The sequence below is a fragment of the Hyphomonas neptunium ATCC 15444 genome (assembly GCF_000013025.1).
Taxonomy (GTDB): Bacteria; Pseudomonadota; Alphaproteobacteria; order Caulobacterales; family Hyphomonadaceae; genus Hyphomonas; species Hyphomonas neptunia.
Genome location: NC_008358.1, coordinates 2078907 through 2092805 on the forward strand (window position 1 = coordinate 2078907; position 13899 = coordinate 2092805).

The window sequence follows — 13899 nt, forward strand, 5'->3', positions numbered from 1 at the left end:
TTTGATCGGGCGCAAGCTGCAAGATGACCTATTGCTCTTGCTGCACCGGCGCGGGAGCCTAAACACGGAGGCCAAGATCAAGGCGGAGCGTAGCGCATGTCCTCACCCGATTCCAAGCCTGCTGGCGCCGCAGAGGCGCTGCTGACACTGATCGACATCATGGCTCGGCTGAGAACGCCGCAGACAGGCTGCCCGTGGGATCTGGAGCAGACCTTCGCGACGATAGCCCCCTACACGATCGAGGAATCCTATGAGGTCGCCGATGCAATTGAGCGCGGGGATATGGGCGACCTGCGCGAGGAACTGGGCGATCTGCTGTTCCAGGTGATCTTTCACAGCCGGATGGCCGAAGAAGCTGGCGCATTTGCGCTGGCGGATGTTGTCCACGCCATCAACACCAAGATGATTCGCCGCCATCCGCATGTGTTCGAGGCCGCAGACGGGCGAGACGCCGATGGGCAGACCGTGGCGTGGGAAGAGATGAAAGCGGCCGAGCGGGCCGCGAAGGGGAAGACGGCGGCCGCCCCCAGCGCGCTGGACGGCGTGGCGCTCTCCCTGCCTGCCCTGCTGCGCGCCGAGAAGCTTCAGAAGCGGGCCGCGCGGACAGGCTTTGACTGGACCGAGGCGGCGCACATCTTCGACAAGCTGGAAGAAGAGACCGCTGAGGTGAAGGAAGCTATCGCGAGCGGAGACGCTGACGCCATTGAGGACGAGATTGGCGACCTGCTGTTCGTGGCGGCCAACCTTGCGCGGCGGCTGTCGGTTGATCCTGAGCAGGCACTGCGGCGGGCGAACGGCAAGTTTGAGCGGCGGTTCCGGGCGATGGAGACAGCGGCGGCGGACGCGGGCGTGGCGTTTGCGTCGCTCAGTCTGGATGAGCAGGAAGCGTACTGGCAGGCGGTGAAGAAGGCGGAGCGGGGCTAAAACCAAGCCCTCTTCAGAGTATCGACACACCCGCCGCCTGCTCCGGGAATTCGCCGCGGAATTGGCCGAGGCGTTCGGTGGAGAGGCGCAGGGTGAGGTCCGTCTGGCCATCCTCGCGTTGGGTTTCGGTGAGGACTTCGCCGTTCTGGTGGAGCCAGGCGCGGGCTTTGCCGTCTGCGGGGCCCAGGGTGAGGCTGATTTCTGTCCGTCCCCGGAGGAGGGATTTTTCGATCAGCGCCAGCAGGGCATCCACCCCTTCCCCGGTCAATGCCGAAACGGCAGCGGCGGGCGGATCATCCGTGATGGCGGCGAGGCCCGTGAGCGACTCGGCGCGTTCCGGCGCGAGGGCGTCCATCTTGTTCCAGGCTTCGATCATCGGCGGCAATGGAAGACCGGACTCTTTCTCCAGACGTTCCAGCACCAGCGCGACATCTTCCGCCTGCTCCATATCCGACGCACTTGCGCGGTCGCGGACATGGATGAGGAGGTCTGCCTGCAGCGACTCTTCCAGCGTGGCCTGGAAGCTGTCGATCAGGTGCGTTGGCAGGTCTGTGATGAAACCGACCGTGTCGATAAGTGCGGCTTCGCCCAGCGTCGGCAGGTCGAGCCGGCGGATGGTGGGATCGAGCGTGGCGAAGGGCATATCCTTGGCGAACACGTCAGAGCCGGTGAGCCGGTTGAACAGGGTGGACTTGCCGGAGTTGGTATAGCCCACGAGCGCCACCACAGGCTTGCCACTGCGCCGGCGGCCCTGCCGCTGCACTTCGCGGGTGCGTTTGACGTCATCGAGATCACGGCGCAGGCGGACGATCTTGTCGTCCAGCATCCGGCGGTCTGCTTCCAGCTGGCTTTCGCCGGGACCGGAGAGGAACCCGCCGCCGCCGCGCTGGCGTTCAAGGTGGGTCCATGTGCGCACAAGGCGCGAGCGCTCATACAAGAGGCGCGCAAGTTCGACCTGAAGCCGCCCCTCTTTGGTCCGCGCGCGCAGGCCGAAGATTTCGAGGATCAGCCCGGTCCGGTCGATGACCTTCACGCCGAGGCGTTTTTCGAGGTTGCGCTGCTGGACCGGCGTGAGCGAAGCGTCGATCACCGCCAGCGTTGCGTTGGTCTGCTCAATATCTTCCGCCATCCGGTCGAGCAGGCCGCCCGACAGAAGGAAGGAAGAGTTTACCTGGCGGACATGGTCAGGGCGGATGAAACCGAGTTCACACCCCAAAGCCTCGACGAGGCCGGCCGTTTCGGACAAACGGTCCGGGCCCGGCCGATCTCTCGGCGTGAACCACGGGATCACGACGCCGGCAATTTCCGGCGCCGGAAGGCGGTCAATCAGTTTTTCGGTCAATTCGGAATCAGTCTCCGCCCATTTCCTCGTCGAAGAGCTGGACAGGCGCGCTTGGCGCAATGGTGGAGATTGCGTGCTTGTACACCAGTTGCGGCGGGCGCCCGTCGCCCCGAAGCAGGATACAGAAGTTGTCAAACCAGGTGACAACACCCTGAAGTTTGACGCCGTTTACGAGGAAGACGGTGAGCGGCGTACGCGATTTGCGGACTGCATTGAGGAATGTGTCCTGGAGGTTCTGCTTCTTATCGGCGGACATCTTTTTTCTTTCTTGTTTTGTTATTTATCCTGCGCAGCTAATGAAATTGCTTCCCCTGCGCAAGGGCGTTCCCCCTTTACCCCCGCCAGAAGCTGAGGGAAAGGGCCGGAAGCACGGTCAGAATTTCAACCCTGCCCAAAACCATGGCAATACTGAGCAGTATCTGGCCCGCCGGACCCAGATTATCCGTAGCCTGCCCGATCAGCCCGCCCGAACTCGTCAGCGCCCCGATCGAGAGGCGAATCGAATCCTCAAACGGCACCTCGAAAAAAGCGAAGGCCGTGATGACCGAAAAGACCGCCCCGGCATACACAATGAAATAGACCCAGACGCCGATGACACTGCGCTCGTCGAGCTCGCGGTCACGAAACCGGAAACTGAGGATCGAGCGGCGATAGCCAAGCTGGCGGAATTCCTGGCCCGCGCGCTGACCCAGGACTATGAAGCGGGCGATCTTGATGCCCCCAGCCGCTGACAATGCTGAGCCACCAATCAGGGCCGGAAGGACGGCGATGGTCAGGGGAATCTGCTGCTCCCGCGCCGCCGCCGACAGTGGGATGCCTGATGTGGACAGGCTGGATAGTGACCAGCCCAAAGCATCCTGAAGGGAAATGCCAACCGGGATCACCGCGGCGGCAAAGATCACCATCAACAGGATGAAAACCACCGTTTCCGGATCAGTTATGGCCGTTTTGACGGCGCCAATGCGCAGGGGCAGCCATACGGCCAGGCCCAGCGCGCCGATGGCAAGACCAAACGCCATGATCATACCGGCGACCGGGTTTACCGGCAGGAAGGTCTCCGCATCGGGCAGGACAAGGCCCGTCGAAATGACACTCACCGCATCCGCTAGTGCGCGGACGGGCGGCACGCCGGCCATAAGGAGCAGGATCAGGATGAAGCTGATGGTGATGCCCAGCATGATGCCGACGCCGGTATAGATGCGGGGCATGGCGTCAAAATAGCTGGCATCGGGCACCGTGAAGAGGACCGTGCGATGAACACCCGGACCACCGAGATTGATTGCCGCGAATACGCCGGCTGCCATGATGACGGCCGCGTAGGTTCCCAGAAGATGCAACAGGCCGCGCCAATAAAGCAGGCTGACCGGCCAGGCCCCATCCGGAAAGTCGAGAATGGAATGACCGGTTGTGGTGAGGCAGGACGCCGCCTCGAACAGGGCCACGGAGACCGAATTGTTCGCGACACCGAACACGAACGGCATCGCCGCAGCCGCAGGCGACAGGAACCACCACATCAGCGTGACCGCCAACGCGTCGGACGGCCGCGCGCGGCGGCGAGGCTTGGGCGCCAGCAGCAGGACGCTGGACGCGAATACCGAGATACCCAGAGCGGTCGCGCCAAAGGAAATGATCTGGGGCGTTTCACCAAGCGCCCAGGCGAGCAGCGCCGCCGAAGCCGCGCAGCCCGCCAGGATCAGCATCAGCAAAGCCAGAACACGGATGACCGACGCGTAGTTCATGGCTCAGAAGTAGTCCGGGTTCACCCGGAAGAACTTCTCGACCGCGCGCACCATTTCCGCCTCATAGAACAGGATGAGGTGATCTTCCGGACGAACCGTGACGTCATCATCGGCCATGATCACCTGATTGCCGCGCACAACGGCGGCAGCGGTCATCCCCTCAGGCAGATCGTCATAACCAAGCGGCTTGCCGATGAGGGAGGAGGTTTCGAGCGTGACGCCTTCGGCGACTTCCGCCATCCCGTCTTCCAGCGATTGCAGGCTGAGGATGCGGCCCCGGCGCATGCGCATGAGGATCTGCGAGACCGTGAGGGCGCGTGGGTCGAGCACCGTGTCTACGCGCATGTCGGACGCAAGGCCGGCGAGCTCGGGCGAATTGATCAGGGCGAGCGCGCGTTTCGCGCCAGCCCGCTTGGCTAGGTTGCTGATCAGGAGGTTGGCCTTGTCATCATCGGTGATGGCGATGATGAAATCTGCGCGGTCCACGCCGCCTTCGGCCAGAATGTCCGGGTTCAGACCATCGCCCTGAATGACGATCGAGCGCTTGACGGCGGCGACTGCCTTGTTGGCACGCTCGGGGTCGCGCTCGATCAGACGGACGCGGATATGGCTTTCGCGCTCCAGCATCTTGGCAACATGAAGGCCAACATTGCCGCCGCCGACGATGACGACGTGATCGAGCCGGCTCTGCTCGGTGTTGAAGATGGAGGTGAGACGGCTGGCATGCGCGTCGAGGACGGCGACATAGGCGCGGTCACCAGGCTTGAGGACGTCCTTGCCGCGCGGCGCATGGATCGAGTCGCCCCGGCCGATGCCGATGATACGGGCGGAAAGATCCGGGAACAGACCTTTGATCTGGTCGACGGCGACATCAATCAGCGGATTGTCAGCACGCAGTTCAAAGCCGAGCAGCTTTACGTGCCCGCCGGCGAAGTTGGCGCTCATGATCGTGCCCGGCGTGCGGAAGCGCTGGAGGATGGCGTCGCCGACCTCAGCCTCCGGGGAGATGACCATGTCGATGGGTAGGCCTTCGCGGGAGAAGATATTCTTCCAGGCGGGCTCCAGATAAGACCGGTCCCTGACACGGGCGATCTTGAAGGGCACCGAGAACAATGTGTGAGCGATCTGGCAGATCACCATGTTGATCTCGTCAAAATGCGTGACGGCGATGATCATTTCGCAGTCGGCCGCCCGCGCGCGCTTGAGCACGTCCGGGTGGGCTGCATGCCCGACGACCCCGCGGACATCCAGATCGATGGATACCTGGTCCACAAGGTCCGGGCTCTCATCAATGATGGTAATCTCGTGCTTTTCCCGTGCGAGGCGGCGGGCAATGCCCTGCCCCACCCGCCCGGCGCCGCAGATCAGAACGTGCATATCTTCATGCCTTCAGCGTCTGGCTCAGGTATCGTGACGAACGCCCGTGGATATTCCCAAAGCCTTTAATTTTCGGTGCAGTGCTGAGCGCTCCATACCGATGAACTCGGCCGTCCGCGAGATGTTTCCGTTAAAACGGGTGATCTGCAGGGTAAGATATTCCCGCTCGAACTGCTCGCGGGCGTCACGCAGGGAGAGGCCCACCAGCTCGGCAGAGCCCGCTTTTGCCGCGGGCGACGGCCCCCGGCCCTGATCGCGCGGCAGCTCATCCACGCTGATCGGACGGGGCGAATCCGCCGGCGAGAGGATCAGGATGCGCTCGACCATATTGCGAAGCTGGCGGATATTTCCCGGCCACTCCATCGACTGGAGCACGGCCAGGGCCTCGGTCGTGAAACTGCGATAGGTGAGGCCGGAGGTCTCGGCGATGCGTTCGCAGAAATAGTTGGCGAGCTCGACAATGTCGTCCCGGCGCTCGGACAGCGAGGGCACGCGCAGCGGCACGACACTGAGGCGGTAATAGAGGTCTTCGCGGAAATTTCCGGCGTCGATCTCCGCTTTGAGGTCTTTGGTGGTGGCCGCCATGACGCGGACATCTACACTGACATCGGACCGCCCGCCGACGCGCTGAAAGCGCTGCTCTGTCAGCACGCGAAGGATCTTGTTCTGCGTGCCGATGGGCATGTCGGCGACTTCGTCGAGCAGCAGCGTGCCGGTATGCGCGCGCTCGAACAGGCCGACGCGCACGGTCCGCCCGGTCTGATCTTCCTCTCCGAAAAGGGCAATCTCCATCTGATCGGGCGCAATGGTAGCGGCATTGACGACGACAAACGGGCCATCGGCGCGGCTGGAGTTCTTGTGAATAAGACGGGCGGCGAGCTCCTTGCCGACGCCAGCGGGGCCAGTGATGAGGACGCGCGAATTGGTCGGCGCGACCTTGTCCAGCGACGCGCGCAGGGCAGCGGCGGCCTGGCTGTTGCCGATCCAGCGCTCCTCATCGCCCGTGCGATTGCGCAGCGCGGCATTCTCATAGCGCAGCGCGGCCGCTTCGATGGCGCGCTCCACAACCAGCATCAGGCGATCTGCCTTGATCGGCTTTTCGATAAAATCGAATGCCCCGCGCCGGATGGCGGCGATGGCCGTTTCGATATTGCCGTGCCCGCTGATGACGATCACCGGAAGGATCGGGTCAATCGACTTGAGATATTTCAGGAGCGAGAGACCATCCATGCCGCTGCCCTGCAGCCACACGTCGAGGATCACGAGACGGGGCGTGCGCGAGCGGACTTCCTCCAGCGCGCGCTCGGCGGTGTCTGCGGTACGGACAGCATAACCTTCGTCGCCGAGGACACCTGCCATCAGCTCACGGATGTCAGGCTCATCGTCCACTACCAGGATGTCGAGTGCCATGCGCTACTCTCCTCTACAAACTCAAGGGATAAGGTAAGCGGTCAGTCCCGCCCACCTCGTCTGCGGAATTGTCTTCTGACTGCATCACCAGCGCGCCGTTCTCCGGCAGGACCACACGCACACGGGCGCCGCGCAGTCCGTCGGGCCGGTTCTGAAGGGAAATGGAGCCGCCATGATCGACGATGATGCGGTTCACGATGGCCAGGCCAAGGCCTGTCCCCTTCTCCCGCGTTGTCACATAGGGCTCGAGCAGCCGGTTGCGGACTTCAGCCGGAAAGCCGGGGCCATTGTCTTCTATGATGATTTCCAGCCCACGGACTTCCTGCTGGAGAATGATCCGGATATGCCCGGACACATCATGTTCGATGGGCTGCCCCTCAATGGCTTCTGCCGCATTCTTGAGGAGGTTTCCGAACGCCTGGCCAAGCAGGCGGTCATCCCCGAGATAGGGCGCGGTCTTGAGGTCTGTTTCCAGCATTATATCGATGTCAGGGGAGACAACGCTCTGCGAGAAGATTGCCTCCTGCAACAGGTCGCGCATGTCAAACGGGGCGACGCTGGGCTTGGGCATCCGGGCGAACGAGGAGAATTCCTCCACCATGCGAGCGATGTCATCCACCTTGCGCAGGATCGTCTCGATGCAGCGGTCAAACACACCGTCGGGATCGTCGATTTTCGGCCCGTAGCGGCGCTTGAGACGTTCCGTAGACAGCATGATCGGCGTCAGGGGGTTGCGGATTTCATGGGCAATCCGGCGGGCCACATCGCGCCATGCGAGCTGGCGCTGGGCGTTCACGAGCCGGGTGGTATCGTCAAATGTGATCACGCAGCCGCCTTCAGGACCAAGCGCTGTCTTGAGGCGGATGTTGCGCGTCTCTCCGCCGATGCTGAGGTCCAGCGTCGCATCGACCGGCGCGTCACGCTCGATCGTATCGCGGACATACCGCTCAAACTCCGGCGCGACCGACGAGAGCGGCGCGCCTTCGTCAATTCCTGGCAGGCCCAGCATTTCAGCGGCCGACCGGTTGGCCAAGCTTATCATGCCATCGGGGCCGACGCGCATCACCCCCGCGCCCAGTTCGGCCAACAGCGTCTCGACAAACCGGCGCCGGTCTTCTTCGTCATTCCGGGCGCGGATGAGCGCTTCGCGCTGGTTGGCTAGCTGCTCGGTCATGGCGTTGAATGAATGGCCCAGCGCATGCAATTCGTCGACCGGGCCGGAGACCGGCACGCGGACACTGAGATCGCCGTCGCGCACGGTATGCGCGGCCGATGCGAGGCGCCCGATGGGGCCCGTCACGCGCCCGGCTGCCTCCAGGCCAAGACGCCCGGCCAGCAACAGAACCAGGCCGGCAATCTGGGCATAGCCGATCACGAAGATGATTTGCAGCCGGCCGCCGCTTCGTTTAGCGGCGTAGTATTCTTCAAGCGCGGCTTCGGCTTCACGCAGCGAGCGCGCCGCGTTCCGGTCGAACACCTTCACGGCATAGATATAGCCGTCCGTGGGCGCGGAGATGCGAATGAGCGCCGTTGCAAGGCCGCGGCCCTCATAGAGCGTGGTCGCCACCGCGCCTTCATCGGCCTCGAGATAGGCTGACTTGGGTGGCAGCAGGAGAATGGGTTCCTGAACGCTCGCTTCGGCAACGAGATCGACCCCGTCTGCGCCGAGAATGGCGATGGTGAGAAACTCGCGGCTGGCCAGTTCGGAGCGCAGACCGTCGAAGAAGGTGGTGGAGGCATAGTCATAGATGGCCCCGTCCCCATCTTCGGTGGGCGGGGCAATGGCGAGGCTCTGGTCCACCTGGCGGGCGAAGCTTTCCACGTCGAGCGCTGCGAGGCGCATGTCGGAATCAAAGGTCGCCTGGAAGTTTTCGACATAGGTGCGGAAGATTTCCGCATTCTGTTCCATCAGATGGTCGACCCGTTCGCCCAGCCAGCGGTCCAGGCCGCGCGTGATGAAGGTGCCCATGAACACGGCCACGACCATCGCCGGGATCAGCGCCGAGAAACCGAACAGCAGCACGAACCGGCGGGCGAGTTTGCCACTGCCATCTTCCTTGCCGACGCGGATCTGCAGGTATTCGCGCGTTACGATGATGGCGAGTACGATGAGGAGAATGAAGTTCAGGCCGAGCAGCCAGGGCGTTGCGCCCGCCGTCGGATCGTCGGGAACGACCCCGGAAATGGCAATAAAGGTCGCAAACACCGCGACCAGGGCCGCAATGATGAAGAGCCCTTCAAACAGGGCCCAGCTTGCCTTGTTGGCCTGAGAGTTAGCTGCGGTCGTCGACACTCAATTCCGGCTCTGTTGGGGCCCCGCCCCGTTGCAATCAGGACACAGTTAAGTGTCCTGCCAGCAACAGTGGTGCACTTGAGCCACAGATTGGGGTGTCGTCAATCAGTCTTCTGCAATGCCGAGGGCGTTGATCTTGGCCCGCAGCGTGTTCCGGTTCATCCCCAATAGCTGCGCCGCGCGAACCTTGTTGCCCGAGGTAACCGACAGCGCGAGCCGGATCAGCGGCCGTTCCACGCGGTTAACAACGGATTCGTGGACATTTGAGCCCTCCCCTTCACCGCCGGAAACCAGATCGCCCATCACATAGCGGTGGAGGAGCCCCTCGATTTCGGCCTCGAAGCCGAGACTGGCGCCGGTCTGCTCGGCGACGCCCATCCGCATCTCGCGCTCGACATCCATCACCGTGATGACCGAATCGGAGCTGAGCACTGCAAGGCGCAGAACGAGGTTTTCGAGCTCGCGCACGTTGCCCGGCCAGTCATAGGCGGCCATCAGGTCGAGCGCGGACTTGTCGAAGGTGCGCGCGGCGAGGCCCTGGCGCTGGGCGCGGATCAGGAAGGCGCGGGCGAGTTCGGGGATGTCTTCCTTGCGCTGGCGCAGCGGCGGGATGGCAAGGCGCATCACGTTGAGGCGGTAATAAAGGTCTTCGCGGAACTTGCCGTCTTCCACGAGGCGGCCAAGATTGCGCCGGGTGGAGGCGATGAGGCGGGCGCCGCCGGGCTCGCGCAGGAGCTTGACGAGTTGGGCCTGGGCTTCAGCGGGAAGGTCGCCAATCTCGTCGAGATAGAGCGTGCCACCTTTCAGGTGAACCGCGCCGTCATTGCCATCTGTGCCGAAGAGTTCGCGGTTGATTTCGGCCGGCGGCATAGCGGCAAGGTCGAGCGCGATGAACTGGCCGCGCTTGGACTGGCCGAGCTGGTGGATGGCGCGGGCGGCGAGTTCCTTGCCGGTGCCGCTTTCGCCTTCGATCAGAACGGTGAGGTCGGTGTTCATCACCTTGGCGACGAGGCGGTAGACCTCCTGCATCGCATCCGACCGGCCGATCAGCGGCAGGCCCGCATCGGCGACCGCCTTCTGGGCGTCAGGGTGGATGGCGCGCTCCGGCGCCGGCGAGGATTTGAGCGCACGGCGAACGAGGCTGGATAGGACATCAATGTCGAAGGGTTTGGGGAGGTAATCGAAGGCGCCATGCTCGGCAGCAGAAGCGGCGGTCAGGATGGTGTTCTGGCCGCTCATCACGATGAAAGGCAGATCCGGCCGGGCGAGCTTCATCGAGGGCAGAAGATCAAAGATCGACGTGTCGCCGAGATAGACGTCGGTGACGACAACATCGCCCTCGCCATTGCGCACCCAGCGCTGGAGCGCGTCCGGGGAACTGGTGGCGCGCACCTCATAGCCTGCGGACACCAGGGTCTGGTTCACGACGAGCCGGATGCTGGCATCGTCTTCAGCGAGGAGAACAGTCTTGTCGGCCATGAGATTTACGCCTCCGAAAGCGGCAACAGAATGGTGAAACGGGTAGCGCCCGGCTGGCTGTCGACGCGGATCTGGCCGCCATGGGCATTGACGACTTCGCTGACGATCGAGAGGCCGAGGCCCCGGCCGCCGGATTTGGTGCTCTGGAACACGTCAAAGATCGTGGCCTGATGCTCGCGCGGGATGCCCTGGCCGTTGTCTTCAAAGGAAATCAGCATCGCGCGGCGCAGGCCGGACCCGAGCCGGGCCTGTCGCACGGCAAGGCCGGCGGCATAGGCGGTACGCAGGACGACCTCGCCTTTGCGTCCGCCTTCGGAGGCAGCTTCGGCGGCGTTGCGGACGATATTCTGGAAGGCCTGCTGAAGGTGATCGGGATCGCCCATCATGTTTGGCAAGGAGGGGTCAAAGTCCCGGCGGAACTCAACGCGCGCGCCCATCGCGGCGCGTTCCGAAGCGATCACCTTGTCGAGCAGCGCGTGGACGTTGCAGGCCTGCATGCGGGGCGCGGAGAACAGCTCGAACGCCGAGAGGCGGTTTACGAGGCGCTCGATGCGGCGGGCTTCGTCCTTGATAATGTCGAGCAGCTCGCTCTGACCGGCATGGGCCTGGCGCTCGAGCAGCTGGGCGGCGCCGATGATGCCGGCGAGCGGGTTTTTCACTTCATGGCCGAGGATGCGCCCGAACCCGGCTGCGCCGGCGACGCCTTCGCCGGAATCCCGCGACGGGGCCTCCGCCATGGCGAGGATGAAATTACCCCCTTCGACTGTGCGGATGCGAACGTCGCAGATGGTGCGGACCTGCATGGAGGGGCCGGACACCGGTGTGGAGGGCGCGGTGATCTCAGCCGGATCGCGCTCGGCCCGGTCGATCAGCTCGAAGAGAATGGAGTCGTGAAACACCACTTCGCTCAGCGGGCGCCCGACCAGCGCGCGGCGCGAGAGCTTGAACATGTCCTCAACCGCCGGGTTCACATTCGCGATGCGGCGGCGCTGATCAACATGCAGCAGCGCGATGGGGGACAGATCTGCGAGGCCGGAGGGCCGCTCGCCAGTCAAAGTCGTCATGAGGACACCGCCTTCTCCAACACCTTTCCAAGATAGACCTTACGCAGCGCAGCGATCAGCTCTCCGGCGTCCCCTATCCGGCAGAGATCGGCGCGCAGCTGCCGGCGTTCTGTGGCCGGCAGGTCAGTTTCCAGTTCGTCGATGGCGGCAGAGACATGCTTGCGCACCATCCTGAGGCCAAGGCTGGCCCCATAGAGATCGATCGAGTCAGTGATCTGCTCGCAGAGGCTGGCGAGCTGTTCATTGAGGGCGGGCCTGCGCCAGGCGCGGCCTTCCAAGGCGGCGGCGACTTCGCCCACCAGCCAGGGCCGGCCCATGGCCGCGCGGCCGAGCATGACGCCGTAAGCGCCGCTTTGCGCGAGCGCCTCACGGGCCGAGGCGGTATCGGAGATGTCGCCATTGACGATGACGGGCAGGCTGACGGCGTCCACAGTGGCGCGGACAGCAGCCCAGTTGGCGCCGCCTGTGTAGAACTGGCAGCGCGTGCGGCCGTGGACGGTGAGCATTTGCACGCCGCGGTCTTGCGCCATGACAGCGAGCTCGGGGGCGTTGAGGTTTTCATCGTCCCAGCCGAGGCGCATTTTCAGCGTGACGGGACGGCCTGCAGCGCCCTGGAGGGCGGCGTCGATGATTTCGCCTGCCAGCGGCAGATCCCGCATCAGCGCGGAGCCGGACTGGCCACCGGTGACCTGTTTGGAGGGGCAGCCCATATTGATGTCGATGACATCGACGCCCGCCTCGGCCATCAGAACGGCGCCTGCGAGCATGTCTTCAGGGCGGCGGGCGGCCAGCTGGACGATCCAGTAGCCTGCACCTTCATGGCGGCATGTGCGGCGCACAACGTCTGCCCGGGCCTTGGCGAGCATTTCGCCGGCGACCATCTCCGACACTACGGCCGGGGCGCCGAAATGCACCGCTTGCCGCCGCATGGGGGCGTCCGTTGCGCCGGACATTGGCGCCAGCCAGACCCGAGGTGCCTCAAAATTGATCATATCCTTTTGTTTCTCACTTTTCATTTTTTCGCAAGCGCACAAATCATGGGCATTTCTTTCCCTTTTCGGGACATTTCGGAGAGTAGCCAGCCGCGTGCGGGTCGCCTACAAGCCAGATCATGACCGAGACCGTCGCCATAATCGTTGCCGGAGGCCGGGGCCAGCGCGCAGGCGCAGAGCGCCCGAAACAGTGGCAAATGCTGCTGGGAAAGCGGGTGATCGACTGGTCAATTGCCGCATTTGTGGACCATCCGCAGATCTCGCAAGTGGTGATCGTGGCGGGGGATGAGCTGGGTGACTGTTCCGCGGAGCCCAAAATTATTCAAGCAAAACCGGGCAATACGCGCACCCAATCTGTGCTGAGCGGGCTGGCGGCGGCGACTATTTCGGAAGACGCCACTGTCGTTATACATGATGCTGCGCGGCCGGGTATTGATGCGGCAACTATCTCCAGCCTGATCGCGCGCCTGCAGGACCCATCTGTGTCAGGCGCGGCCCCCGCGATGCCAGTTGCGGACGCTTTGAAGACAAACTCGGGACAAAGCTGGACAAATGTGGACAGGACCGGCCTCGTCCGGGTCCAGACACCGCAGGCCTTCCGCCTCGGCGAGATCCGCGCGGCGCTTTCCGCGGCCGGTCCCGATCTGGTCGATGACCTGACCGCCATCGAGGCTGCCGGCGGGAGGGTCGAGATCGTCTCCGGCTCGGCGCGGCTGACCAAGATCACTTACCCAGAGGATTTCGACATGCTGGCCCGCCTCCTCTCCCCCACCGGCGCCCCGCGCATCGGCAAGGGCTATGACGTGCATGAGTTTGAGGCGGGGGATCATGTCACCTTGTGCGGGGTGGCCATTCCCCACATCGCCAAACTCAAGGGCCATTCGGACGCGGACGCGGCCTGGCATGCGCTGACCGATGCGATCCTTGGCGCGGTGGCGCTGGGGGATATTGGGGATCACTTTCCGCCATCGGACCCGCAGTGGAAGGGGGCTGACAGTGGCCTCTTTCTCAAAGAGGCCCAGAGGCTCGCCGAGGCGAAGGGCTATGTCATCGCCAATTGCGACATCACGGTGATCTGTGAAGCGCCCAAGGTGAAGCCCCACCGCGAGGCGATGCGGGCGCGGACGGCGGAGCTGCTCGGGCTGCCGCTGGACGCTGTGAGCGTGAAGGCGACGACGACGGAGGGGCTGGGCTTTACCGGGCGGCGCGAGGGGATTGCGGCGGAGGCTGTGGCGCTGCTGATGCCGAAGGGGTGAGGCAACGGAGCGAGCGAAGCCCT

11 protein-coding genes are annotated in these 13899 nt (G+C 63.7%); 2 read left to right on the plus strand and 9 right to left on the minus strand.

Going from position 1 to position 13899, the window contains the following annotated elements:
- Positions 1–96: 96 nt before the first annotated feature.
- Positions 97–924, plus strand: coding sequence for a nucleoside triphosphate pyrophosphohydrolase (mazG, locus tag HNE_RS09920; protein ID WP_011647003.1), 828 nt, complete (start codon positions 97–99; stop codon positions 922–924).
- 13 nt (positions 925–937) lie between these two features.
- On the opposite strand, the gene hflX is transcribed toward mazG, so the two are convergent.
- The 9 genes from hflX to HNE_RS09965 all read right to left on the minus strand — a co-directional run bounded on the left by hflX (position 938) and on the right by HNE_RS09965 (position 12620).
- Positions 938–2266 (minus strand): GTPase HflX, encoded by a 1329-nt coding sequence (hflX, locus tag HNE_RS09925; protein WP_011647004.1) that lies wholly within the window; start codon positions 2264–2266, stop codon positions 938–940.
- 7 nt (positions 2267–2273) lie between these two features.
- On the minus strand, positions 2274–2522 hold the full coding sequence (gene hfq / locus HNE_RS09930) for an RNA chaperone Hfq (RefSeq protein WP_011647005.1): 249 nt from the start codon (positions 2520–2522) through the stop codon (positions 2274–2276).
- Positions 2523–2598: 76 nt separating this feature from the next.
- Positions 2599–4005, minus strand: coding sequence for a potassium transporter TrkG (locus HNE_RS09935; RefSeq protein WP_011647006.1), 1407 nt, complete (start codon positions 4003–4005; stop codon positions 2599–2601).
- 3 nt (positions 4006–4008) lie between these two features.
- The gene (gene trkA, locus HNE_RS09940; protein WP_011647007.1) at positions 4009–5382 is read right to left on the minus strand and encodes a Trk system potassium transporter TrkA; all 1374 of its coding nucleotides are present in this window, start codon (positions 5380–5382) and stop codon (positions 4009–4011) included.
- Positions 5383–5406: 24 nt separating this feature from the next.
- Positions 5407–6792 carry a sigma-54-dependent transcriptional regulator gene (locus HNE_RS09945; RefSeq protein WP_011647008.1) on the minus strand — a complete coding sequence of 462 codons (1386 nt, stop codon included), beginning with the start codon at positions 6790–6792 and terminating at the stop codon, positions 5407–5409.
- A gap of 13 nt (positions 6793–6805) precedes the next feature.
- Positions 6806–9085, minus strand: a complete 2280-nt coding sequence (locus HNE_RS09950) for a sensor histidine kinase (protein ID WP_011647009.1) — start codon at positions 9083–9085, stop codon at positions 6806–6808.
- 105 nt (positions 9086–9190) lie between these two features.
- On the minus strand, positions 9191–10564 hold the full coding sequence (locus HNE_RS09955; RefSeq protein WP_011647010.1) for a sigma-54-dependent transcriptional regulator: 1374 nt from the start codon (positions 10562–10564) through the stop codon (positions 9191–9193).
- Between the two features lie 5 nt (positions 10565–10569).
- Positions 10570–11628 (minus strand): two-component system sensor histidine kinase NtrB, encoded by a 1059-nt coding sequence (locus HNE_RS09960; RefSeq protein WP_011647011.1) that lies wholly within the window; start codon positions 11626–11628, stop codon positions 10570–10572.
- On the minus strand, positions 11625–12620 hold the full coding sequence (locus tag HNE_RS09965; protein ID WP_035592457.1) for a tRNA dihydrouridine synthase: 996 nt from the start codon (positions 12618–12620) through the stop codon (positions 11625–11627). The genes HNE_RS09960 and HNE_RS09965 overlap by 4 nt, the downstream gene beginning before the upstream one ends.
- A gap of 119 nt (positions 12621–12739) precedes the next feature.
- On the opposite strand from HNE_RS09965, the gene HNE_RS09970 reads away from it, so the two are divergent.
- Positions 12740–13876, plus strand: coding sequence for a bifunctional 2-C-methyl-D-erythritol 4-phosphate cytidylyltransferase/2-C-methyl-D-erythritol 2,4-cyclodiphosphate synthase (locus HNE_RS09970; RefSeq protein WP_011647013.1), 1137 nt, complete (start codon positions 12740–12742; stop codon positions 13874–13876).
- Positions 13877–13899: the final 23 nt, after the last annotated feature.